A 24,175-nucleotide genomic window follows, 5' to 3' on the forward strand; every position below is an offset into this window, starting at 1 on the left:
TGCCCACAGCTGCGGGAGTCGCGACGTGGGCGCTGACCGGATGGCCGGTGCCCGCGCTGCTGGCAGGCTGTGCCGCGTACTTTCTGCCCAGCTTGATGATGGGCGGCGATCGCACACACGAAGCTCACATGGCCAGGATCGATGCGGTCGCCTCCTGGGCCGAGATGATGCGGGACACCCTCAGCGCCTCGGCCGGTCTGCTCGAGGCCATCCGCGCCACCGCGCCCTTCGCACCCGACGCCATCCTTCCGGCCGCCTCCCGCCTCGTCGAACGCCTCGCCCGCGATCCGCAGATGGCCCTGCGTGTATTCGCCGACGAAGTCGCCGACCCCATCGCTGACCGCGTCGTGATCGCCCTCGGGTTCGCGGTGGCCAACCCAGCCCGCGACCTGGCCGGACTCCTCGGCGCATTGGCCGCCACCGCGCGGGAGCAAGCAGCGATGAACACACGCATCCAGATCGCTCGAGCCCGCACCCGCACCGCCGTGCGGGTCATCACCGGCGTGACGCTCGGTCTAGGCGCCGCGCTCGCACTCCTGGACCGAAGATTCCTCGCGCCCTATGGGAGCGGAGTCGGACAGTTGGCGCTCCTGATCATCGGGGGCCTGTTCGCCGCCGGATTCGCCTGGCTCAGCCGACTCTCGCAGCTTCCCGACCCACCGCGGCTCCTCGCGCCCAACCCCTCAGTGCCTGCACAGCGCCGCGACTCCGCCGACCACAGCACCATCGAACCCTCTGCGAAGTCGGCAGCAGCGTCAGGAGGCCGCTGACATGCTTCAATTCATCCCCGGGATCGCGATCGGCGTCGGCGTCATGGTGATTCTGTCCACCGCTTTCCCCCGCCGCCCCGCGCTCCGCGACGCCCTCGCCGCCCCATACCGCAGCCCGCAGACCGCTCTGGAGCAACCGGTCGACGCCAGTCCGCTCGCTCGTGCCGGGCGCCGCGCGGTGCCGCTGCTGAGCGCGTGCGGCCTGCCACGTCCGTCACGGCTGCGCGACCTGCGCCTGCTCGACCGCAGTCCCGAAGAGCACCTGGCGACACAGGCGGCGTGCGCAGGCGCATTCCTCCTGCTCGGCTTCACATACCCGATGGTCTTGCACCTCGCCGGCATCGATCTCCCGGTCCAGATCACCATCGGCGCGCTCGTGCTGTGCGGACTCGGCGGGTTCATGTATCCCGAGCACAAGGTCCACTCCGACGCCGAGAAAGTCCGCGAGCACCTCCGACACGCCACCAGCGCATTCCTCGGCCTCGCGGCCCTCATGCTCGCCGCGGGCGCAGGACTGGAGGAGGCGCTGATCAGCGCGGCCGAACCCGGATTCGGACCAGGCCACGACCACCTGCGCACGGCACTCGCCGTGGCGCAGACCAGCCGGAAGCCGCTATGGGAAACCCTCGGCCAACTCGGTGAGCATGCGGGCGTCCCCGAACTGAGTGAACTCGCCGCGTGCGCGGCGGTCGCCGGAAGCGAAGGCGCACGCATCCGCGCCACGCTCACAACCAGGGCGAAGGTACTCAGGGACCGCCTCCTCGCCGAGCAAGAGGCGAATGCGGTCGCGGCTACCGAACGAGCCGCCATCCCCACGACTCTGCTGATGGCCGGCTACATGCTGCTGGTCACCTTCCCCGCAGTCATGCAAGCCGTCCACAGCCTGTGAACAACCGCGCCCGCCGAACACACGGAACACGGATCGACCATGAATAAGATCAGCACGTTGCCCATCGCGGTCTACCTGTACGTCCAGAACATGCGAACCCGGGCTGCCGAACGGCTGGAGGCACAGGACCGCGAGCGAGGCTCGACCACCGTCGAGACCGCAGTGATTATCGCAGCGATCGTAGTCATCGCCGTCTCCGTGATCACCATCATCGGCAAAAAGGTCGTCGACAAGGCGAACTCGATCAGCTTCTGACATGAACCCACGTATCAGACCTCAGCAGCCGGAGGACGACGACCGCGAACGCGGAAGCGCCGCCGCCGAGTTCGCCCTCGTCATCGGCCTTGTCCTAGCCGTATCGTTCGGCGCCGTTCAGTACGCACTCGACGCCTTCGCCAAGCAAGCCGCACGCGCCGCCACCGCCGAAGCGCTCGCGGCTGCCGAAGCCCAGGGCGGAAGCGCCAACGATGCGCGAGGGCGTGGGCAGGACATGCTCTCTCAGCTCAGCGGAGACCTCCGCGCTCCCACCGTCACGGTCAAGCGCACCTCGGCCGAGGCCAGCGTGACCATCACTGGTACAGCTCCCAGCCTGTTCGGACTTACGCAGCGGGTGAGCGTCACCGAATCAGGACCGGTCGAACGCTTCCAAGCGGAGCAGCAATGAGACGGCCGCACGCTGCTCACCGAAGCGGCCCGCGAAGCCGCGACGACCGAGGCTCAGCCAGCGTCGAAGCAGTCCTCATCATGCCGCTGCTGATCATGTTCCTTCTCCTGTTCGCCGCACTGCACCGCGGCACAGACGCCCGCTCTCTGGTCAGCGAAGCCGCAGGCCAGGCGGCCCGCGCAGCAACCCTCGGCCCAGCATCATCCGCCCAAGCACGAGCGCTGAGGAGCGCCGAGACGACGCTGAGAGGCTCGTCCACCTGCCCCGACCCAGGAATCGCCGTCCACAACAACGCCGCAGCGCTCGGCGGAAGCGAGACCGTGCAGATCACCTGCCACGTCCCACTCGCCGACCTCGCACTACCCGGCATGCCCGGCCACATCACCCTCGTCGGCACCGCCACCTCCCCACGCGACCCGTTCTCGAGTGAGGGATGACCATGCCATCGATCGGACGAAGGCGGACGCTGCGGCCGACGCGCGAAGACGCAGAGCAGGGCTCGATCACCGTCTTCGCAGTGCTGATGACCGCCGTGTTCGTCATAGTGGCGGGCCTCCTCGTCGACGGAGGACTCGCCCTCGCCGGCAAAACCGCAGCCATCACCGACGCGCAAGACGCCGCACGTGCCGCAGAAACCGCAGTGAGCGCCTCAGACCTGCGCCACGGCGCCCTGAAGCTGAACCCCGCAGACGCCGCCACCGCCGCATACAGATACCTCGCAGCAGCAGGCGACGCCGGAACCGTCCAGATCCACGGCACCGAAGTCCACGTCGTCGCCAGACGCACCGTACGCACCCAGATCCTGCGCCTGGTCGGCGTCGGCTCACTCACCGAGACCGGCACCGCGACAGCCCAGCTCGAACCCGGCATCTCGCGCCCATTCGACCTCGCCACACCGCAGACAGGATCCGGAGCGAAGTAGGAGCAACCCAGTGACCCAACCCACCCGGGCAAGCATCATGCGCCCACTGCTGCGCGACACCGCCGTCGCGATCGCCGTGCCCACAGCGCTCTATCTCTTCGTCGGCAGCCCGCTCCCGCTACGCCTGCCGAGCACCGACATGCTCGTCGTCTGGTGGAACACGCTCCAGGCTGATCCCACCGAGGCCATCCACCCGCTCCTCACCGCATTCGTGTACCTGGTGTGGATCGCATGGATCTGGCACGCCCTGTGGACCGCCACCGCCCTGATCTGGATCACGCTCCGGCTCCCCGCCGTCGCCCTGCCAGCCGCGCTCCAGCGACTCACTCCGGCCGCCGCAGTCCAAGCCCTCGCGCTCGGCTCCATGCTCACGACCCAAACTGCCCACGCAGCTGCGGCCACGGATCTGGCAGCCAGCATCACCCATGTCCACGCCGAGCTCGAATCGACGCAGCGCCTTCCCAGTCAGCACCGGCATCATGAGCAGCAGGCCGCGCCCGTGACGTACACCGTGCAGCCCGGCGACACGCTGTGGAGCATCGCCGAGCAGCAACTCGGCGACGGCCGGGACTGGACGAGGGTCTTCAAGGAGAACGAGCACATCCCTCAGTCTGCTGGCGGAGAACTGGCCGACCCCGGCGCGATCGACCCCGGCTGGACGCTGGTCCTACCGACAGCAGCGGGCACGGCCGGGACGGAAATCGCCCCCGCGCCAACGGACGCCGTGCCGTCCACACGCGCGCCTACCCGGCCCCACGGCGCCGCGCCCGCCATTTCGCCGCACACGCCCCACGTCGCCCCCCGAACGCCCGGCACGCATGCGAAGCACGCGGCACCCGGCAATACGGCCACAGCGCCCGCGACGGCCCACGACGCCGCCCCCACAAACCCGTCCCCGACCCGGCCGTGGCACGCGCCCGCCCCCACGACGCCCGCGCCACGGGCCGCGACCCCCGCTGTACCCCACACCGCCGGATGGACTTTGCCCGGTGGCTACCTCGGAATCACCCTCCTGTCCGCCATCGCCGCCGCGTGCACTGTACTCGTGCGCAAGAGGACGAAGAACAGCGACGACGCAACAATTCCCGCGTCCGTCAGAGCACTGGCGTCGGCCGCCCGCAGCGCCCACGCCTCCGCCAGCTACGGCTATCTGCCCGAAGAGCAGGCTCCCGGCGCCACCCCGCCACCACTCTTCACACCAAAGCCCGGCGCACCCATCCTCGGCCTCGGCCCTGATCAGAGCCGCGAATCGGCGTACGACCCGGAGAACCTCAAGCTCCTCGCTCTCACCGGCCCCGGTGCGCTCGAGGCAGCATCGGCCCTCATGCTCAGCATCCTCGCCGCGGACACTGAGATGCCACTGTTCCCGGGCCTTGAGGCCATCGGAAAAGACAAGGCGCGCTCCTTCCGCGTCGTCACAGACGACGGGCTTGCACGAGAGCTTCTCGGGCCGATCGAGCACGTCGACGTCCCAGGATGGCTGCTCCTCACCCCCACGACCGACGAGGCCGCGCTCGCCGCCGTCCTGCCCAATCCAAACGCGGCCGCGCCTGGGCACACGGCCACAGCGACATCCATGGCCACAGTCCTCTTCACTCCGGCCGCAGGCCTTGACCTGGCACGAACCATCAAGGCCATAGGCACGGCACCAGCCCCTCTCGCTGTCGTCGTGCTCAGTCAGACAGCGATCGGTACCGCGGACCTGCAGACAATCACCCAGGCACGCGTCGCCGCCGACGGACAGGTTACCGAATCACGCGGCCCGGCAGCCGCCCAGTTCGCCGGCCTACGCCTCCAGACGCTCCACCGAGACCTGGCAGGCGAGATCTACCACGTCCTGCGCAACGCACGCACTCCGCACCATCAAGCGCGGCATGCCTCCGAAACCGGCGGCATCGGCAGCACGGCGAGCGAGGAAGACGACGTCGCAGCGCAGACGATCCGCGTACCCGTGCAGGCGACCAAGGAGCGAGAACCGGAGCGTCCTCGCAATGAGCAGCCGGAAGCCCCTCCACTGATGCTCCGCATCCTCGGACCCATCGAGATCCAAGGACCCGCAGGCACCGTCCCCGTCACCGGCGACAAGACCGCCGCCCTGCTGGCCCTACTCGCGGTCTACCCGCGCGGCCGCACCATCGCCCAGGTCGCCGACCAAGCCTGGGACGGCCTGGACGTTACCGGGACGGACGCCACCCCGATCCGCTCCGCCATCGCCCGCGCACGAACGCTCCTGCGCGGGGCCTGCCACGAGAACCCGCCCGGCGCCGAACTGATCACCGCAGGGCCGCTCGGATTCCGGCTCAACCCGCGCTGGATCACGACTGATTTCGCCGCTCTTGAAAGCATCGAGCGCGCGGTACGACACACCCGTGACCCCGCCCTCTGCTTCGAACTCCTCCAGGAAGCCGCGGGCCTGTGCCGTGGCGAGCTGGCCGAAGCCCTCGACGACTGGGATCGCGACTGGCTCACCACCGCCCGCATTGCGTACGACCGGCAGGCCGCCGCACTCGCATCCGAGCTCACTGAGATGGAACCAGCAAGAGACCACAGCGCCCTTATCATCTAACCCTCGATATTCACCCCCGCAGCAATACGCGAGCGCCGGGCGAGTTCGCGCGCGGACGAATCCAGGTTCCTGCTCTCAGCCAGGCCGGAAAGAAGTTCCTCCCCCTCCCAGCTGTCCACCTCGAGCAGTTTCTCAGCCAACTGGACGCGGTGCAGCCCGCTCACAGTCGGGTCGTTCGCCACGCCACGGATCAGACGTACGCCCGTCTCGAATGAGTCCGCATGCCGGCGGTCCAGCGGTCCGCACAGGCTCATGGCGAGCGGAAAACGGTAGCGTTCGGGAACGGACGGATCCGTTACGAACTCCTTGACGGCAGCGGAAAGCTTGTCCGGCGACCTGCTGCCCAGCAAGAGGCTTTCGGCGAGATCGGCTCGGATCGCGTAAGCGACGGCGCCGTCGCGGACGAGCAGTTCGGCAATTCGGACAACGTCCAGGTCGTAATCGTTCAAAACGGCATGGTTGACCCAATAAATGCCGCTGTGGCTCAAGAGATGACGTACGCGGAGGTAGCCGTCCTCGGGTGACGCAAGCGCAAGGGTGCAAGCCGCGCCGAACCTCAGGTCGTCTGCGATGGTACGGGTCGTGGCCACAAGGTAGAGCCCGTCCAGCGCAACCGGATGAGGCGGTTCGACGCCCATACTCGGCACGCTCTGGGAGCCCGTCATGATCAGATCGACGAGCTCATAGTGTCGACTCGCGTGCTCGACCAGCCAGGCGAGCGCGAACTCGGCGCTACCGGCCCGGCTCGTCAGCTCCGCGAACGCTGCGGCCCGCTTGTCAGTCGACTCCCAGTCGTATCCGATCAGGTCCATATCCATGACGATCCTGATAAGGCTGCGCGTGGGCAGCGAGGTGACGCGGGATGCAGTAGTCACACTTCCCCCTCGATAGTGATGGACGATCGACGACGACTAACCCGGCGGGGCGTCAGCTCACTGCGCCGGGTCGCTCCACTCCTCAGCGAAGGTCTCGACCTGGCGGATGACGAGCTCGACAGCGCTGGCCTGCTTGTCCGGCGGGTAGCCGTGCTTACGCAGCAGCCGCTTGATCGTGGTGCGTAATTTCGCCTGTACGGCTTCACGTTGCAGCCAGTCGGTCTTCAGGTCCCGGCGCACTGTGGCAACGAGGTCGCGGGCGATCTCCGCGAGGACGTCTTTGCCCATGACGTCCACTGCGGAGGGATTCTCCGCGACGGCGTCGTAGAAAGCGAGCTGATCTTCGTTGAGCGGCGGCGTGAACTGCTGGCCGCGCGACTCGTCGGCGTGGATCTGCTTGGCCATCTCGACGAGTTCCGCGATGATCTGCGCGCTGGTCAGCTGCTGGTTTCGGTAGCGGTTCATCAGGTTCTGCAGACGCTCGGAAAACGCCTGCTGACGTACGAGGTTGTGCTTGTTGACCTTGCGCATCCGGCTCTCGACGAGGCGCCGCAGCGCCTCGATCTCCAGATGCGGCGTCGCGGACTCCTGCAGCTTCTTGATGTACGCGGCGTCCAGGTGGCTTAAATCGGGCAGATCCAGGCCGGCTTGGGCGTACAAGTCGGTGACGCCGCCGGCCTCTATGGCTCGCGCAGCCAGCTCTCGCAGCAGGAACTCGACGCCGCGCGGGGTCGGCAGTCCGCGGGCCTCGGCCTCGTCGGCGTCGAACTTGAGCATCCACACGCGCACGTCGTGGAAGTACCGGATGTCGTCGACCAGGTCGCGCAGTTCTTCGCGGCGAGCGGAGCACAGGGCGTAGAGCCGTTCGAGCCGGGAGGACTCGTGCCGGAAACGGCTACCTAGATCGTCGTCTCCGGGCTCGACGATGTTCTCCGGACGCTGCGGGTTACGCAGCTGGTCGACGAGATAGAGCACGCCCCGGAGGTACTTGCCGCGGCGCGCCGCCCGGTCGAGTTCGTTGCGCCAGGGAATGTCGGTAAGCATCCGGCAGAGGTTTTCGTGGGCCTGCCGGGTTTCCCGGATCGCGTCGGCAATGTCGCGGCCGTGCGTCGGGTCGCTCTGCTCGTCGTGGTCGCTGGTGCTGTATTCGGCCAGTGCCTGGTGCAGTTTGTCGGTCAACGCTGCGTATCCGACGAGCAGGCCGTCCTTCTTATCCAGGTATCGCCGATTGACGCGCGCGAGTGCCTGCATGAGGTTCGCACCATGGAGAGGCTTGTCCATGTACATCGTGTGTAGCGGCGGCGCGTCGTACCCGGTCAGCAGCATGTCGCAGACGATGAGGAGCTCAAGCGGGTCGGTCGGATCCTTGGCCCGGGCCTGGACGGCCTTGTTCAGCGCGGGCCGGAGCCGGTGCTTCTTGATGTGCGGAAGGTCGCTGTTTTCAGCGGAGAATACGATCTTCATCACGCCCTTGTCGGGGGCGTCGTCGTGCCAGTGGGGTCGACGCTCGCGCAGCGCGTCGTAAAGCTTGACGCAGACGTTCCGGTTGACGCATACGATCATCGCCTTGCCGGTGCGGCCATCGAGGAACGGACGCATCCGTTCCCTCCGCTCCTCCCAGTGCGCGATCAGGTCGTCGGCAAGAGTAGCGATGCGAGCGTCGGCCCCGAACAGGTCCTCAAGCCTGATGGCGGCACGTTCGGCCTCGATGCGTTCTTGTTCGGTCAGCCCGGTGGTGGCCCGATCGGCGGCGTCGTCAAGCGCGGCAAGGTCGCCCACAGGCTGGAGCTCGATCAGCCGACTCTCGTGCAGGACGCGGACGGTCGCCTCGTCGTCGACCGCGCGGCGCAGATCGTAGATATCGACGTACCCGCCGAATATGTCGCGCGTGTTCTTGTCAGCCTTCGAGAGTGGCGTGCCGGTAAACGCGAGCAGCGTGGCGTTGGGCAGCGCGTCGCGGATGTGCTTGGCGTAGCCGTCGAGGGTGTCGTAGTGGCTGCGGTGGGCCTCGTCGACCATCAGCACGATGTTGCGGCGCTCGGAGAGCAGCGGATGGTCGAGGTTGGCCTCCGTCTCTGCCTTGGTACGCCCGAACTTCTGCAGCACGACGAAGTTGATGCCCCCCGTGCGCACGTTGGACAGCTCCGCCCGCAACTCCTCACGTGAGGTGAGTTGCTTGGGCGCGCACGGCAGGATCGAGCTCTCCTTGAAGACGTTGTAGAGCTGGTCGTCGAGGTCAAGCCGGTCGGTGACGACGACGATGGTCGGGTTGCCGAGCGCAGGGTCCTTCATCGCCATCGCGGCGGTCAGCACCATCTCCTCGCTCTTGCCAGAACCCTGGGTGTGCCAGACCACGCCGGCCCGCCCGTCCTCCCGGGTCGCGCGGACGATGGCGCGGGCGGCCTTGGTGACGGCGAAGTACTGATGAGGCTTGGCGATCCGCTTCAGCTTCTTGTCGCCGGTGTCGGCGAAGTTGATGAAGTCGGCGAGGAGGGAGAGCAGCCGGGGATGCGGGAACAGTCCGTACAGGGCGACGCCGAGGGCGGTCTCGTGGAAGTCGAGGCCGGAGCCACCGATGGGTAGGCCATGCTCGTCGACATTCCAGCGCGCGTAGTGCTCGAACGGGGTGAACGCGGTGCCGTACCGCGCGGAGACGCCATCAGACGCCAGGCAGAGAACATTGAAGCGGTAGGACAGGGGGAAGTCGGACCGGTAGTTCATGAGCTGGGTGAACGCGGTCTCGACGTTGGCATGCTCCGCGCCGGGCTTCTTCAGCTCGATAAAGACGAGCGGCAGGCCATTGACGTAGAGGACGACGTCGAAGCGGAGCTCTTTGTCGCCGGACTTGACGGTGACCTGGTTGACGGCGAGGAAGTCGTTGGCGGACGGGTTGGCGAAGTCGATGACGCGGACGGTCGGAGACTGCTCGGCGCCGTACTCGTCGGTATAGGTGAGGCGGATGCCGTGCGTGAGGTAGTCGTGGACGCGCTTATTCTCGGCGAAGGCGTCTTGGGACGCCGGGGTGACCAGCGCGGTGTACGCGTCGGCGACGGCGGACGCAGGGAGCTGCGGGTTGAGGCGGGCGATGGCTTCGCGGACACGGTGGGGGATGTGGAGTTCGTCCCAGGACTGGCGCTCACCGGAGCGCGGGCCGATGAGCTTGCCGGCGAGCGACGGCCAGCCGAGTTCGCCGAGTTCGTCGAGGACGAGGAGTTCAAGGGAGTCCTCGGACATGCCGCGGGGGGAGGGGGATGTCGGCGTCATGTCGCCTCCTCGACGAGGGATTCGGCTTCGCGGATGGTGATCTGGCCGGACATGAGCTTGGGGAGAAGCGTGTCGCGGAGAGCGGCGAGCGTGAGGGATTCTCGCTGTGCCGCCTCGATGCGTTCCAACAGCGGCCGTACGGTCTCGGTGAGTTGGCGAAGCTGTGCATCTTCTGGGACGCCGATCCGCAACCCACGGATATCGCTGAGACTGATGTAATCAGCCATGTCCGTCTGGCCTTTCAGCGGCTCGACCTGTGCGGCAAATTCTCGACTACGCATCCACAGGAAAATGAAATGGCTGCCAATCGCTCCGATGGATGACGGCCTGAAGAAGCAGACCTGGGGACTGTACACATACTCGCTCAGACCGTCCGGCACCAAAGCAACTCGGCCGACCGTGCCCTTAGTCGTGAGCACGACATCGCCGGCTTGCGACACCTTAGCGCCCATCTGCGGACGGAACTCGACGGAGACAAAATCGGTGGGCGTCGGACAGATCTGTCCGTGTTGGATGTCGCTTACCCGCAGAATCGGGATGCCGGGATGACCGTGCTCCACCTTCTTGGTGCGGTAGCCGTCGCCAAAGGCGAGCTCGCCGCGCTGAACGAGTTCGGCCAAGGTGGCTCTGGTGGAGATCTCGACCCGACCGAAGTTCGCATCGGCTAGGTCAAGTGCTGTCGCCGCGATGCGCTCGTTGACCGCGATCTTGTCGTCCAGCGCACCGAGCACCGCCGCGATAGCATTCTGGATGCTAAGCGTCGGCCATCGGATTGGGATTGGGTGGACGTGGTTGCGGTTAAGCGTCGGATTCGATGATCCAACATCCATGCTCAGAAAGTTCATGGTCGCCATGAAGTAATAGACGAACCGTGGGCAATTTCCCTTGAAGTCCTTCACCCAGAGCGTTGTGTCGTGGGGCCAATATGGCCCGTATAGGTAAAATGTCTTGCCCAGTGTTCCCTTGCGTCCGATCACGACGCCCGGGCCATCAGAGACAGCCGTGTCGTGGTAGCTAGAAATACCTCCGGAGGAAACGACGGGCACAGTGCCGGGTCGCTGCTCTGACTTCGTGATATCAACTCCACGCTGAAGCAGCATCACGTCGCCGATCGTGGTCTCGCGCCACTCAGACATCGATCCTCCCCAGCTGCTCGCGCACGACCTGCTCCAGCTCGGCCGACTTCTCGAACAGCCCGAACAACTCCTGCGTCAGCCGCTCGATCTTCTCGCCGATCGGCTCGTCGTCCGCGTCCTCGACTTCGGCCGCGCCGACATACCTCCCCGGTGTCAGCACATACTCGTGCTTCCGCACGTCCGCCAGCTCCGCCGACTTACAGAACCCTGCGACATCCTCGTACGCCGTCCCCTCAGCCTTCGCCGACGGCGTCCCCCGCCACGCGTGGTACGTCCCCGCAATCCGCGCGAGGTCCTCGGCCGTGAGCACCCGCTCGGTCCGGTCCACCATCGTGCCCATGTTGCGCGCGTCGATGAACAGCATCTGCCCGCTGCGGTCCGCGAGCTTGCCGCCTCTCGACGTCTTGTCCTTCGTCAAGAACCACAGGCACGCCGGGATCTGCGTGGACCGGAACAGCTGCGGCGGCAGTGCGACCATGCACGCGACCAGGTCCGCCTCCACCATGGCCTGCCGGATCTCGCCTTCGCCGGACTGCTTCGAGCTCATCGACCCGTTGGCGAGCACCACGCCGGCGCTGCCCTGGTCCGCGAGCTTGTACAGCATGTGCTGCAGCCACGCGTAGTTCGCGTTGCCCTGCGGCGGAACCCCATACTTCCACCGCTTGTCGTCCGTCTTGCGCGCCCAGTCGCTCATGTTGAACGGCGGGTTCGCCAGGATGAAGTCGGCGCGCATGTCCGGGTGCTTGTCGTCGGCGAACGTGTCCGCCCAGCGCGGTCCGAGGTTGCCCTCGATGCCGTGGATGGCCAGGTTCATCTTCGCCAGTCGCCACGTCCGCTCGGTGAACTCCTGTCCGTAGACCGAGATATCCGCCTTGTGCGTCTTGCCGCGGTGCGCCTCGATGAACTTCCCGGCCTGCACGAACATTCCGCCCGATCCGCAGCACGGGTCGTACACGCGTCCCGTGTACGGCTCGAGTACCTCGACCAGCAGCCGCACCACGCTCGCCGGAGTGTAGAACTCGCCCGCGCGCTTGCCTTCGGCCGCGGCGAACTTCGCGAGGAAGTACTCGTACACCTCGCCCAGCACGTCCTGCGCGCTCTTGCCCGCGTGTCCGGTGAACCTGGCGTCGTTCATCAGGTTGACCAGGCCGGCCAGCCGCGTCTGGTCGACGTTGTCCCGGTTGAAGATCATCGGCAGTACGCCCTTGAGCCGGGCGTTGCTGTTCATGATCGCGAGCATCGCGGCGTCGAGCAGTTCGCCGATGCGTCCGCTCGCCGCGCTCTCGGCAAGGAAGTCCCAGCGCGATTCGACTGGGACCCAGAAGACGTTCTCGCCGGTGTACTCGTCCTCGTCCTCGAGTGTGTCGCGGATGAAATCCTCGGACTCGCCCGCATCGTGCAGCTCCGTGCGGATCGTGGCGCGCCGGTCGGCGAACGCGTCCGAGACGTATTTGAGGAACACCAGCCCGAGCACGAACTCCTTGTACTGCGAGGCATCCATCGAGCCGCGCAGCTTGTCCGCCGCCTGCCAGAGAATGTCCTGGATGTCCTTGGTGCTGGTCGCGCCGAACAGTTCGCCCTGTCCGGCGGTCGAGGCTCGCTTACGCGGTGGCACTGGCTTTTCTCACTCCTGCGGTCGATGGGTTCTCGGGGGTCAGGTTCGTTGCAGTCAGGTTCTGCGGGATCAAACAAGGTCTGGTGCCGGAGCCGAGCTTACGGTGAGGGTTCCGTCGGTGACGCCTCGTGCCGTCAGTGCGCGGATCCGGTCCACCGCGCCCAGCTGCTCCGCTATCAGGTCCCTGCGTTTGTGCAGGTCTCTCAGCAATACGTCGTAGTGCGTGATCTCTCGGGCGTTGAGCACAGGCAGCTCGAGGTCGTCGAGCTTGCGGGCCGGGCGTACTGCGGTCTTCGCGCGTCCGGCGCCGCGTCCCGCGCTGAGCAGGGCCGCCAGTACCCGCGGCGTGGGCAGCGTTTCGGTCTCTGCCCGGCTGCCGGGGCGGATGCGCAGTGCTCGAGCGGGGAACTCAACGACGTTCGCGCCCCGCTCATCCACGTACACGGTCACCTCGTCGCCGATGCAGATCACGACATCTCCGGGTTCGGTCAGCTGCGACTGCCCGTAGTTCGCGACCAGCGCAAGCAGATCGATGCGCCGCTTGCCTACGCTTGCTCGCTCAGCCACCTCTGCCGCGCCGATCACACTGTGTTCGCCTTCCGCGCCAAGATGCGCCTGGTCTAGGCGCAGGCCCGGAACGACCTCAATCCGCTTCGCCGCGATCAGGGCGCCCAGCGTCGTACGTGTCGGCGGGCCGTCGGTGCGACGCTGCGGCACAGCGGGCAGCAACCGGGGCAGCTTCGCTGCCTTCTCCCGGATGTCGGAAAGTTCTGCTTCGGCCTGCCGGATGGCGTGCACTCGCTCGTCCGCACCGTGGCGCACCTCGTAGAGCGACGGCCTGCGCGGGGGATCGAGCGCTGCGCCCGGCTGCTGCGCGAGTTCCCGGATCCCGACCGGAACGCCGTACCGCAGCCGGTAGCCGGCCGGGTCGTATCCTGCCGCGCGCCAGTGGTGGACGTCCTGCGCCAGGTCACCTACGACCTCGTCAATCAACGGCTGAGCGGAGACGTCGCACAGTAGGATCCTGCCTCGCGCCTGCGCCACCGGCCTGCGCCGCAGAATCCACAGCGCGCTCTGATAGCCGGCACGGAATGGGAGCATGCCGCCGGGCAGCCGGATAACCGTCTCCACGGCGCCGGAATCGAGCAGGCGCCGTCGCTCGCGCTCTGCCTGCGATGTCAGCGGCAGTGATCCGACGAGCGCGTCGGCGGGACCGAATGCCAGGATCGTCGAGCACTGGTCGCCGCTGTCCGCCAGGATGCGCTGGATTTGCGTAAACACCCGCACGCCGTCGCGATCTTCCGCTGCCTCATACGGCAGACAGGCCACGGCAATGTCCGGATCAGCCAGGTCCAGCCGGAGGTCGGCGCCGACCTGAAGATCGAGGTTTAGATAGTCGACCCCTTGGGTCAGCATCCGGCGACGGGCCAGGCGTGCGAGCGCCGGATCGGATTCGGCAGCGAGCACGGTGACGTCCACGTCCGGGCCTGCTTCTTCGGCCAGCGCCTGCAGCACATCTCCGGCACCGGCCCGGAAGTCGGCGATCGCCACCGATCCTTCGCGACGCGCATGCGCCGCGGCGCCGGACAACCTCGCAATCAGCACGGCTAGCTGCGGGACGAGAGTGTGCACAGTCAATGTGGTCATCCCAAGCCGGTGACGCGCCGCCAGCACCCGCTCCAACGCGTTGTCCGCGCCGTACGCGGCTTCAGCCAGCGAGTCCGCCAGCCGTGCCAGCGCCACCGACTTTGCGTCGGCACCCTCGATCTCGCTGAGGAGGAACTCGTCCTCCTCGTCTTCGTCCCGGGCGCGCTTGACGATCCGGGCCCAAGCACGCTCGCGCGACGCCACGGCATCAGCGGAATCGTGCTCGCCCGCGGTGAGCGGCCCGTCGGCGTCGTCGAGCGCCCGCAGACACAGCAGAGAACTGGTGATCTGCAACAACCGACCCGCGCCGAATTCCGCCGCGTACCCCGAGAGTGAATGCAGTGCAGCCTCGAACTGGAGCTCGGACGGCTGCGCATGCCCGAGATTGCCGTGCGCCAACAGCCACGCGATGACCTCGTTCACGGAGAACTGCGGGCGTGCCGGATCCGGCCCGGCATGTGCAGGGAAGTCCGCGAAGCGTCGGCGCCAGTTCGTCGCCGCGGGTCGGCTGACGCCGGCCAACTGCGCGATCTCCGCGAGCGTCATCAAGCCCGTGGTCACACTGGAACCATCCGTGTCGGGCACGTCCGTCCTCCCCGAGCGTGTGCCATCCTGGGTGCGCGCTCTTTTCTTGCGCGACGTCAGCACTCTAGCCGGGCCGCCAGACGTCTGCACTCTCGATCATTGTTAAACCCCCTTAACGCTGAATCCACTGGCTTGGCAACCCAGGCAGCGCGCACAGTTGCGGCACGCCGACGGCATCGTCGGCGACTGTCGAACGCTAAGGGAGTAGCAACGATGACCAGGTCCGCGAACGCCCGTACCGCCCGGTTCCTTTCCGCAGCAGCCCTCGCCGCCAGCCTCATCGCAACGGCCAGCGCCTGCGATCTGGGCTCCGACGGCGGCGTCAACACCTCGGCCGACCACACCACGCACAGCGCGGCTTCAGCCGCCACGGCCGGATCCTCAGCCCACAAGACCGGTTCACAGAAGGCGAAGGTCGGCGACTCGATTACGCTCGCAAGCGAGATCGACAACGACAAGGTGACCGTCAAGCTCATCAAAATCGTCACCAGTGGCGTGCACGCCACCGACGGCTTCTCGACCCCGGACAACGGCAAGCGCTACGTCGCCGTCCAGTTCCGTCTGACCAACAGCGGCACCAACGCGTTCAGCGACGACCCCTACCTCGACGTCCAGATCCTCGACGATGCGGGCCAGTCCTTCCAGCCCGAAATCATGATGACCGACTCCACGGCCGGCCACGGGTTCGCCTCCACCGTCAACATCGCGCCCGGAGATTCCCAGCTCGGCTTCATCATCGTGCAGATGCCCACCAAGGACGAACCCGCCGACGTCCAGTTCTCGCTCGACGGCGGCCTCGGCGCCACCGCGCAATGGCAGGCCTCGTAGGGCCGACCCCGGCTCCAAGCTGTTGAGCGCTTGATCCAGGCCGACCCGCCACCCCTCTCCCGTAATCAACCGCCGTCGCGTCCGGCCGTGCCGCCACCACGGCACGAGCCGGACGCCGGGCCTGAAAGAGGCCGAATTCGCTTTCCTTCCCCGAGCCGAAGAGGTGACCATGCGCAACCTCCGCACCGTCAGTGACATCCGCACCCTCTACAAGCTGCAGCACACCGCCGGCGACGCCAACGATGTCCTTGGACTCCTCGACGCCGAGCTGCTCGACCGCCTCAAGGCCCAGATCGACTTCCCGGACTACGGCCCCGACGTCACCGCCGTCTTCATCATGGCCCAGTGGCCAGTCCTGCAAGCCAGCTGGTGCGAGCAGGCCGAGGCGACCGCGGGTGTCCCCGTGGCCGGAACCCAGCAGGACGCCGGGGCGCTGCTGATCCTGTCCGTCGACGGCGAGCTGTACGTGCTCGTATACGGCGAAGGGCACCGGCTCGTGCCCGACGGGTTGAAGGACCGGCGCTTCGGGATCGCCTACGTCGCCCGCACGATCGACGCCGAGAAGATCAACTCCGTCGCCCGGCGCAGCCTCGGCATGGGCGGCCGGACCGCGATCACCCACGTCGCCGCTGGCGCGCCATGGTGGATGCTCAGCGTGCACTCCGAGCTCCAGGTCATCCGGAACCTCGGCGGCAAAGCCGCCGGCGACCTGAAGCTCACCTGCGCCGAAAACCGTACCCGACCAGTCACGCTGCACGGCGGCGTCGGCCTGCGCGCCCGCTTCGGCCTCGACGGTGCCGCCCTGATCGCCGACATCCGCGAGATCGCCCGCGTGCTCCGAGAACAGCCTCCAGCCCCCGGCCTCGAGATTATCGACCACCTCGAACCCGTCGCGGACCCGGCCATAATCTCCCAGTTGGACGATGCCCTCGACGAGCGACTCGGCCGCCGCGATGCGTCCGGAATCACGCTCGTCGCTCCGGGCGAGTACGCCGAGGACTGGGAAGACGCCAAGTCGTTCCAGCTGCGCATCGGCTCAGCGGAATCCGCCACCACGACGCCAGAGCCGACGCTGCAAGATGTCGTGCGCCGCGCACATCTACAGCAGCGACCAGGCAGACGGATCACAGCGCTCAAGCGCGGAACCATCGAGGCGTTCCGCGACCGGCGGCACACCGACAGGCTCTTCAGCGTCGCGCCGTACAAGTGCATCGAGGTCGAAGCCTCGATCAACTCACGCCGATTCGTCCTGATGGAAGGGCACTGGTACGAGCTCGACCGCGCCTACCTCGGGAGCCGACGCGATCGGATCCGGAGTCTGTTCCCCGCACAGCCCTGCCTGAAACTGCCCGGTTGGCACCGCACGACGCACCCCCGCGAAGAGGACTACTGCCGTGCGGTGCCGGGAGCGGTCGACGGGTACGTCAACCTGGACCAGAAGACCATCCCGAACCCGCTGCGCCCGTCGACCGGCACCCTCGAGATCTGCGACGGCCTCGCCGACGACGACACCCTCGTGCTGATCAAACGCGCGGCCAGCGCCAAGCCGCTGAGCCACCTGTTCTGGCAGGCCATCAACGCCGTCCAGACACTCCTCGGCCACGCCAGCGCACGGGCCGACTTCGCCGAACTGGTGGCGACCCACGGCTCGGGCCGCACCATCCCGCCGGACTTCGTCCCCAAGAAGCTGGTCTTCGCCATCCTGCACGAGAGGGGCTTGCCGGTCACCCCCGAGTCACTCCCACCGTTCGCGCTGCTCGCGCTGGCCACGGCCACCGACAGCCTCAACGAGATCGGCGTCGAGGTCGAAGTGATCAGCGTCAGCCCGCGTATGGCTCCGTGATGGCCTAGAAAATGAGCACGCCACTCATGACTCCGAACTCGCGACGTGGCGCGGCTTTCTTTCGGTGGCTCACGCATGCTGCCCCGCGGCCGTTTGATCCCGCCCTCCTCAGTCGAACGACCCGTGTAGCCTGACTGTCAGCGCAGATGTGCGTTGAGAGTCAAGCCCTCATCGCCCGCGGGACAAGGCCGGAAGGATGGCTGTGACAGAAGCCGCACCAGCCCGAGAGGATCGGGCACGCAAAGTATTCGTGGTCCATGGACGGAACGACGACGCGCGGTTGGCCATGTTCACGTTCTTGCGGGCACTTGACCTGTCGCCCATCGAATGGTCGGAGGCGATCACGATGACTGGCGAGGGGTCACCGTACATCGGTAAAGTCCTAGAAGTGGCTCTGGAAGCTGCCCAGGCCATCGTCGTGCTCCTGACACCCGATGACATCGCGTACTTGCGGACAGAATACGCGCACGGACCGAATGATCCCGAAGGAACACCGCAGGCGCAGGCCCGGCCGAATGTCCTGTTCGAAGCCGGTATGGCGATGGGTCAAGCCCCGAATCGGACAGTGCTTGTGGAACTCGGCGAGCTTCGTCCCTTCAGCGACGTTGCCGGTCGGCACGCGGTGCGCATGTCAAATGGTGCAGATAGACGCCAAGCGCTTGCTCAGAGGCTTAAGACCGCGGGCTGCTCGGTCAACACTGGCGGCACGGACTGGTTCACCGCAGGCGACTTCACGCCGCCTGACCCGCCAGGAGGCGGCATCGCGCTGGGCAAGCGAGTTCCGAGTGGTACCGCCGTGGCGAAGGTTCAGGTTGACGCGAGGTATCACGATCGAGCCAACGGTGGACGACTAGAAATCATTAATCAAGGACTCGAAGATATCTATAACCTGGACGTGTCCCTGCCAGAAGAGATTCTAGGTTTCCGAATCATCAGCCAAGATCTACCTCTCACGAGACTTCCCGCAGGGAAGAGCGCGCATCTAGTATGTTCGCGTACAATGCCGAGCAATGCCAGCCATTTCGACGTAACTATCACGGGCCACACGGCCGAGGGCAAGCCCATCCGCAAAGAATGCTTCATTAGCTTGGTGGGCTGAGATGAGCAGCTTCTCAGTGTCGATGCCGGTGGATGATGATGGTTTCCTGCGACGCGAGTGTCCTCACTGCCTACTGCAGTTCAAGTGGCATCGCGGGCCAACCGCTGAGCAGCCGGACGGTGAGACTGACCCAGCAGTCTACTTCTGTCCACTGTGTGGCGCCTCCGCAGCAGCCAATCAGTGGTGGACGGCTGAGCAGCTCGAGTATGCGCGACAACTAGCCGTCGGCCCGCTGCTGCGTGAGGCATATGGCAGTGCCCAGGAAGCCTTTCGCCGAATTAAGGGCATTACTATCTCGACGAGCGCCTTCTCTAATCCAAATGAGCCAGACGCACTGCACGAGCCAAATGACATGATAATTGTTGCACCGCCATGCCACCCATGGGAACCGGTCAAGGTTCCCGAAGATCGCCTAACCCAAATCTATTGCCTTCGCTGCGGTCGCCAATTCGCCGCGTAGTGGAGGCCCGCTGTCAACGGCCGCGTAGGTGTCGTACTCGACCATATTCGAATGAAAGGGCACCACAAAACCGCCACCACCGAGAGTCTCGATGGCCACGACGCACCGCTGGCCGGCGAGGCGCCCCTGTCATGCATAAGTCGACCTTGTTTCCGGTAGACGCCCAGACGGGATCATTGACCTACGGTCGCCGGACTCCATGGTTCTTTTCACAGTCGGATATGCCAACTTAACAAATCAGTGGAGGCATAAAATGCCCGGCTGCACATACGACGCGCTGCTCAAAGCGATGCGCGAAAAGGCAGCTATCGATCCGAATGCTCGGTGGGCGGTCAGCGTCGTGTTCCTCATCAGCGAGCAGAAAATTAGCCGGGATCTGAAGTGGTTTCTGACCCACTGCGACGCTACCACGCCGAGGATCGATTGGAAGGCAATCCTCGGCGAAGGCACGTGGTCCGTCACGGAAAAGTCGATACTTCAGGCAGCCGCAGTCCTGTCGGGCGATAACCGCATGATTATCTATTTAGATCAGGTAGGTCAGCGGCTGAGTGGCTGGCATGTGGATGTTTTCTACTCGATGCTGGAAGCGCGCAATACGCAGAGGGTGCCCGAGAAATACTTATAGAGAATTAAATCTCGATATGGGATGCCGTTGGCAATCTGGGGGACCCTTCATCCATCACTGGTTCTAGGCTTGATCTCAGTGAACTGCAGGCGTTCAGCTCGTTAAAAATTTCTGCCACACTCCCAGTCGCCCGAACCCGAGCACTCCTCGGCCAGTTTCTCGACTGGGCGAATGCGAACCGTGCACCAGATCGGCCATCAGTTCCCGGCAATATCAGTGATACAAGACTTTACTTGCCATGCATAAGTCGGGTTCTGCATGGCAGAGCGTCGGTTGTGAGGCCCACAGGATGACATCACGATGGCGGGACCTGGCTTCGGTGTTTGTCCTGATGGTGGCGTTCCAATACTTCACCCGACGTCGCCCCAGGGCCGCCTGTCGGCCACAACGGGTAGAGCTCTCGTCGCCCGAAGCCGCCAAGCGCCACGTGGTCACTGGCAGCCGTGCCGGCCCTGTTCCGGGGACTGCTGCTGTCCCCCTAATGCGGGTTTGCGTCCACCGTCAGCCGTTCAAGCCCTTGCTCGGCTGCTGCCGCCCATCCGAAGCTCGACGCCCCACGCCCCAAGGCTGGTACCCGCTCTTCCCCAACCTCGTGGTCGCAGAGTCGCTTCTGGACAGACTCAGCAACACGAGCCACCAGGTGTTCATGAACGGCCCCTCGACAAGACTGCCCCTACCAGGGGTTTCATCCTGTCGTGACAGCGCGTCAGATCATGGACGGACGATGGGGCTCTACGCTGCCGTCACAACGAGCACTCACGATGTTGCGCGGAAGACCTCAGTCTGGCTGTCCAATATCAGAATCCCGTGGGGTAGACGAATTCGGCCGGATATTGAGGAATTTCAATCAGGAACTCGGCCTCGGATAAGAGGACTCAAGGTTGTTGGCGAGTTGGTTGGCCTGCACGGTCTCGAGGTTCGCGGTGTGGGATGCGTCGGAGCCGACGATGATGAAATGGATGCCGGGGTATGCGGCTGCGCGTGCGCGGGCTGCGGCGGCTGGCTGCGTTCCGGTGGCCACAATGACATTGCACGCCTGTTGTGCAAGAGAATTGAGATATGCCTCAGTGTTTGCGAGTGTGTCGGTGCCATTGACGGCCAGGTAGTGGGCCTGCTCCGTGGTTGCACGTGAAGCAGTCTGCATCGCGGACCAGACGGGTGCCGCTGCGGCGCTGGTGACTCCCTGGCTGTCGGCGAGCAGGCAGGTTGTGTAGGAACTGTACTGTCGGGCGGTGGTGGGGGCCTCATACCGATGTGACTCGTGGGGCCAAAAGGCGGCTGCTGCCAACGAGAGTGCCGCGAGTGCGAGGCCGCTGCAAGCAGCAGCAGTGGCGTACGGTCGCACCTGGGCCAATTTGAGTAGCCGTTCCAGGCCCGGGATGGGGAGCCTGCGCGTGTCGGGCACCTGACTGCGCGTGGTGATGTTGTTGCGGCTGCGTGCGCCCGCCATCGCGGCCCTTCGGCTTGTGGGGTTTGGGGGGAGCACTATAACCCACGAGTCCGTGTGCTGGGGCAGGCGCGCACGCGGAAAGGTAACGGTTCGGCCACGCGGCGCCGGGGATGTCCGGCTCTGGGGTCAATGTTCTATGTCTTGATTTTGAAACAGTCTTGTGCGCGAGACGGCACTCCTGGTAGTCATGCGGAGTTCCATGTTCGCGATCATTCACAGTGAGAGCCCTGGGGGGGGGGTCTGGTGCGCGCTCGTTGGGTACGTCGGCCTGTCTGGACGCGGCGCAGGTCGCGTGCGGTGGCGATGTCCGTGTCCCTGCTTCTCGCGCTGGGTGTGGCGACGCAGTCGGCGACGGCGGAGCAGTTGACGCCGGGACGCTTGCCTTTCGCCTCGTTCCTGCACTTTGTGGAGGGCCTGTTCGACGACGTGTCGGCGAGTTTGCCAGGCGAGACGGACGGCCGGGACGCAGGCGCGCATGGGACGAAGGCCGGGCGTGGTTCAGGTCACGCTCCGGGTGTGGGCAAGGCTCAGTTGGCTGCAGCTGGCGACGGTGCACCGCAGGCTGGCAAGGCGGGACTGTCGGGGTCGATCACGCGGGGGTTCGATGCGCGTACGAGTGTGCTGGATCAGTCGCGCACGAGTCCGTACCAGACGTGGTACAAGAACTCTGATGGCTCGCTGACCGAGCATGTGTCTCAGGCGCCGGTCAATTTCAAGGACTCGAGTGGCCATTGGCGCTTGATCGACAACTCGCTCGCGCTGGGCGGGTCGGGGAGGAGCTACACGGTCAAGGCGAACTCGTTCGGGTTGAGTCTCGCGGTGGCCTCGGGAGCGGGCTCGGGGGTCACGGGCCAGTCGACAGGGGTATTGCGGGCCCAGGATGTCTTAGCGAGCCCGAGCCCGAGCGGGTCGGCTTCGCCGTCGACGTCAGCCTCGGCCTCGCCGTCCGCTGCGTCATCTTCCGCGCCGGCGGGTGGTTCCGCATCGCTGGGGTCCTCCTCGACCGGTCTGCTTGCGTCGTTGACGTTGCCCTCGTCGGAGGAGTTCGGCTGGTCGCTGGCTGGGGCTGGGGACGTCGGGGGTGTGGAGTCGGCTGACGGAATGACTCTGACCTATCCGGGGATTCTTCCGGAGACGAACCTGTCGCTGACCAGTGAGACCTACGGGGTGAAGGAGTCGTTGACGCTGGCGTCCGCGTCGGCTGGGAACGTGTGGCAGTTTCCGCTGTCGCTCAAGGGTCTTTCGATCGGGCAGGGCGCGGACGGCAGCTGGCAGTTGACGGATGGTTCGGGCGGCGTGGTGGCGACGGTGGAGGCGCCGTACGCGTGGAGTCGACACGGTTTATGCCACCACCTAGTCTTGTGCAGCTATTGACATGCGGGTTTGCCAGGCCAGGCGCATGGTGGCGGGCGGCTGGTAGTCGATTGCGGAGTGTAGCCGTCGGGTGTTGTAGTCGCTGATGTAGTGTTCGATATCGCGTCGGGCGCTGGCTCTGTCGGGCCAGAAGTCGGTTCCGATCTCGGATTTGATGGTGGCGAAGAAAGATTCTGCTGCGGCGCCGTCGAGGCAGGAGCCGGTGCGGCTTGTGGATTGTCGTATTTCGAGGCGGTGTAGGAGCCGCTGGTATGTCTTCGCAAAATACTGACCTCCGCGGTCCGTGTGCATGATTGCGTTGCCGGCGGTCAGGCCGCGGTCGTGCGCCATGGTCATCGCATCGGCTACGAGGCTGGCGCGCATGTGCGTGGCGATGGCCCAGCCGATCAACTCCTTACTACATAGGTCGATCACGGTCGCGAGGTAAACCCATCCTTCGGACGTGCGGAAACAGGAGATGTCACCGGTCAGCTTCAGGCCGGGCATGGGAGCGGTGAAGTTCCGCTGGAGCAGGTCGGGGATCGCGGCGGCGCCTTTGTCGGGTTTAGTCAGATTGCGGCGCTGGCGCCGGGTGATTCCGGCGATGCCGTTCTCCCGCATGAGCCGGGCGACCCTGCGTCGGCCGACCTGTGTTCCCTGATTTTTCAACTCCCTGGTTATCCGTTCCGCCCCGTATGCGGGATGAGCCGTGTGGATCTCTGTGATGAGCTGCAGCAGCTCCCGGTCCTCAAGGCTGCGGACCGTGCGCTTGTGTTCTGCACGCACCCAGGCGAAGTAGCCGGCGTGGTCGGTGGCGATGATCCGGCAGATCCGCCGGACTGCGAGCCGGCCACGGAGCGCGTGGATGAACGTGAACCGTTCCCGGGCCGGCGCGTGATGGATCAATGCCTCGGCCGCTTCCCGCAGAACGTCGGCTTCCTCGCGCAGATCCCGTAGTTCGTGTTCTTGTCGCCGCAGCTGCCTGCGGGCGTCGGCGAGAGCGGCTTCGAGATCGCGGCGAGAGGGCATGAACCAGAACCCTGGCAGCTGCAGCCCCGCTACCTACGCTCTGTTGCTGTCCTGCAGCGCGACGGATACAACGCCGGAACCCCATCCCGCCGCATGTCAAAGCCACGACGCGGCGAAGTGGTGGCATAAACCGTGTCCACTCCACACATCAAAGCTCGGGGCGGCGCCATCGCCGCGAACCTCGTCGCCGGAACCACTCGACGCGACAGTTCCCCTATGGACGCGTGCGTGCGCACACCAGGCCGTGCCGCACCGGGTGCACGGGTCGGCAGGGGAAGCCGTACCCGTCCTTCTCCCTGACGTCAGCCGTGATCTCGAGCCCGGTCAGCCCGGTTGCCGCGCCGGCGGGCGCGCGGGCGGCTCGGAGCCGCCGGGGGCAGCGCTGATGGGCACCTCGGCAAGAGCTCCTTCTGCGGAAAAGGCCACGACCGAAGTCGGACGAACCCGCCACGGGAGCAGCCGGTCCGCAGCCCTGAAGGTCAGCCGCGGGAATGAGTCGCCGGCTTTGCCCGTGCTCGTGCCCGCCCGGCGACGCGTCAGCGGCGCTGCACCGTC

The 24,175-nt window shown here is 65.8% G+C and carries 19 protein-coding genes and 1 pseudogene; 13 read left to right on the forward strand and 7 right to left on the reverse strand.

Annotation, left to right across the window (positions count from 1 at the left end):
* Window positions 1-128: 128 nt before the first annotated feature.
* The 7 genes from ACTRO_RS27870 to ACTRO_RS27900 are packed head-to-tail and all read left to right on the forward strand — an operon-like array spanning window position 129 to window position 5,811.
* On the forward strand, window positions 129-770 hold the full coding sequence (locus ACTRO_RS27870; RefSeq protein WP_051451493.1) for a type II secretion system F family protein: 642 nt from the start codon (window positions 129-131) through the stop codon (window positions 768-770).
* 1 nt (window position 771) lies between these two features.
* Window positions 772-1,659 carry a type II secretion system F family protein gene (locus ACTRO_RS27875; protein ID WP_034267757.1) on the forward strand — a complete coding sequence of 296 codons (888 nt, stop codon included), beginning with the start codon at window positions 772-774 and terminating at the stop codon, window positions 1,657-1,659.
* A gap of 39 nt (window positions 1,660-1,698) precedes the next feature.
* Window positions 1,699-1,914, forward strand: coding sequence for a hypothetical protein (locus ACTRO_RS27880; RefSeq protein WP_034267759.1), 216 nt, complete (start codon window positions 1,699-1,701; stop codon window positions 1,912-1,914).
* Window position 1,915: 1 nt separating this feature from the next.
* The gene (locus ACTRO_RS27885; protein WP_051451494.1) at window positions 1,916-2,323 is read left to right on the forward strand and encodes a TadE family protein; all 408 of its coding nucleotides are present in this window, start codon (window positions 1,916-1,918) and stop codon (window positions 2,321-2,323) included.
* Window positions 2,320-2,760: a TadE/TadG family type IV pilus assembly protein gene (locus ACTRO_RS27890; protein ID WP_084316567.1), complete on the forward strand. Its 441-nt coding sequence runs from the start codon at window positions 2,320-2,322 to the stop codon at window positions 2,758-2,760. Before ACTRO_RS27885 ends, ACTRO_RS27890 begins: the two co-directional genes overlap by 4 nt.
* Before the next feature lie 2 nt (window positions 2,761-2,762).
* Window positions 2,763-3,245, forward strand: a complete 483-nt coding sequence (locus tag ACTRO_RS27895; RefSeq protein ID WP_051451495.1) for a TadE/TadG family type IV pilus assembly protein — start codon at window positions 2,763-2,765, stop codon at window positions 3,243-3,245.
* Window positions 3,246-3,255: 10 nt separating this feature from the next.
* Complete coding sequence (locus tag ACTRO_RS27900; protein ID WP_157436489.1) at window positions 3,256-5,811, forward strand: LysM peptidoglycan-binding domain-containing protein; 2,556 nt, start codon at window positions 3,256-3,258, stop codon at window positions 5,809-5,811.
* Here the strand turns inward: ACTRO_RS27900 and ACTRO_RS27905 are convergent.
* The 5 genes from ACTRO_RS27905 to ACTRO_RS27925 form a co-directional block, all read right to left on the reverse strand.
* The gene (locus ACTRO_RS27905) at window positions 5,808-6,686 is read right to left on the reverse strand and encodes a hypothetical protein (RefSeq protein WP_034267765.1); all 879 of its coding nucleotides are present in this window, start codon (window positions 6,684-6,686) and stop codon (window positions 5,808-5,810) included. The two genes, ACTRO_RS27900 and ACTRO_RS27905, sit on opposite strands and share 4 nt — an antisense overlap.
* 57 nt (window positions 6,687-6,743) lie before the next feature.
* Window positions 6,744-9,950 carry a type I restriction endonuclease subunit R gene (locus tag ACTRO_RS27910; protein ID WP_051451496.1) on the reverse strand — a complete coding sequence of 1,069 codons (3,207 nt, stop codon included), beginning with the start codon at window positions 9,948-9,950 and terminating at the stop codon, window positions 6,744-6,746.
* Window positions 9,947-11,086, reverse strand: coding sequence for a restriction endonuclease subunit S (locus ACTRO_RS46055; RefSeq protein WP_084316568.1), 1,140 nt, complete (start codon window positions 11,084-11,086; stop codon window positions 9,947-9,949). The genes ACTRO_RS27910 and ACTRO_RS46055 overlap by 4 nt, the downstream gene beginning before the upstream one ends.
* Window positions 11,079-12,701: a class I SAM-dependent DNA methyltransferase gene (locus tag ACTRO_RS27920; protein WP_034267773.1), complete on the reverse strand. Its 1,623-nt coding sequence runs from the start codon at window positions 12,699-12,701 to the stop codon at window positions 11,079-11,081. The genes ACTRO_RS46055 and ACTRO_RS27920 overlap by 8 nt, the downstream gene beginning before the upstream one ends.
* A 69-nt stretch (window positions 12,702-12,770) precedes the next feature.
* On the reverse strand, window positions 12,771-14,933 hold the full coding sequence (locus tag ACTRO_RS27925; RefSeq protein ID WP_034267776.1) for a DNA methyltransferase family protein: 2,163 nt from the start codon (window positions 14,931-14,933) through the stop codon (window positions 12,771-12,773).
* 213 nt (window positions 14,934-15,146) lie between these two features.
* Here ACTRO_RS27925 and ACTRO_RS48275 point away from each other — a divergent pair, with 213 nt between their 5' ends.
* The 5 genes and pseudogenes from ACTRO_RS48275 to ACTRO_RS51105 form a co-directional block, all read left to right on the forward strand.
* Window positions 15,147-15,761, forward strand: a complete 615-nt coding sequence (locus tag ACTRO_RS48275) for a DUF4352 domain-containing protein (RefSeq protein WP_034267779.1) — start codon at window positions 15,147-15,149, stop codon at window positions 15,759-15,761.
* A gap of 169 nt (window positions 15,762-15,930) precedes the next feature.
* A complete protein-coding gene (locus ACTRO_RS27935; protein ID WP_157436491.1) occupies window positions 15,931-17,604 on the forward strand; it encodes a DUF6119 family protein in 1,674 nt (557 codons plus the stop codon).
* A gap of 196 nt (window positions 17,605-17,800) precedes the next feature.
* Window positions 17,801-18,703 carry a TIR domain-containing protein gene (locus tag ACTRO_RS46065; protein WP_084316571.1) on the forward strand — a complete coding sequence of 301 codons (903 nt, stop codon included), beginning with the start codon at window positions 17,801-17,803 and terminating at the stop codon, window positions 18,701-18,703.
* 713 nt (window positions 18,704-19,416) lie between these two features.
* Complete coding sequence (locus ACTRO_RS27945; protein ID WP_034267787.1) at window positions 19,417-19,788, forward strand: hypothetical protein; 372 nt, start codon at window positions 19,417-19,419, stop codon at window positions 19,786-19,788.
* 559 nt (window positions 19,789-20,347) lie between these two features.
* A pseudogene (locus tag ACTRO_RS51105) lies at window positions 20,348-20,455 on the forward strand (ATP-binding protein); the annotation flags it as partial.
* 180 nt (window positions 20,456-20,635) lie between these two features.
* On the opposite strand, the gene ACTRO_RS48280 reads toward ACTRO_RS51105, so the two are convergent.
* Window positions 20,636-21,238 carry a hypothetical protein gene (locus tag ACTRO_RS48280; protein ID WP_169739771.1) on the reverse strand — a complete coding sequence of 201 codons (603 nt, stop codon included), beginning with the start codon at window positions 21,236-21,238 and terminating at the stop codon, window positions 20,636-20,638.
* Between the two features lie 297 nt (window positions 21,239-21,535).
* Here ACTRO_RS48280 and ACTRO_RS27950 point away from each other — a divergent pair, with 297 nt between their 5' ends.
* Window positions 21,536-22,612 (forward strand): hypothetical protein, encoded by a 1,077-nt coding sequence (locus ACTRO_RS27950; RefSeq protein ID WP_034267790.1) that lies wholly within the window; start codon window positions 21,536-21,538, stop codon window positions 22,610-22,612.
* Here the strand turns inward: ACTRO_RS27950 and ACTRO_RS27955 are convergent.
* Entirely contained in the window at window positions 22,592-23,620 is a 1,029-nt protein-coding gene (locus ACTRO_RS27955; RefSeq protein ID WP_051451498.1) for an IS3 family transposase, read from the reverse strand. The two genes, ACTRO_RS27950 and ACTRO_RS27955, sit on opposite strands and share 21 nt — an antisense overlap.
* Window positions 23,621-24,175: the final 555 nt, after the last annotated feature.

Source organism: Actinospica robiniae DSM 44927 (assembly GCF_000504285.1).
In the GTDB taxonomy this organism is placed as follows: domain Bacteria; phylum Actinomycetota; class Actinomycetes; order Streptomycetales; family Catenulisporaceae; genus Actinospica; species Actinospica robiniae.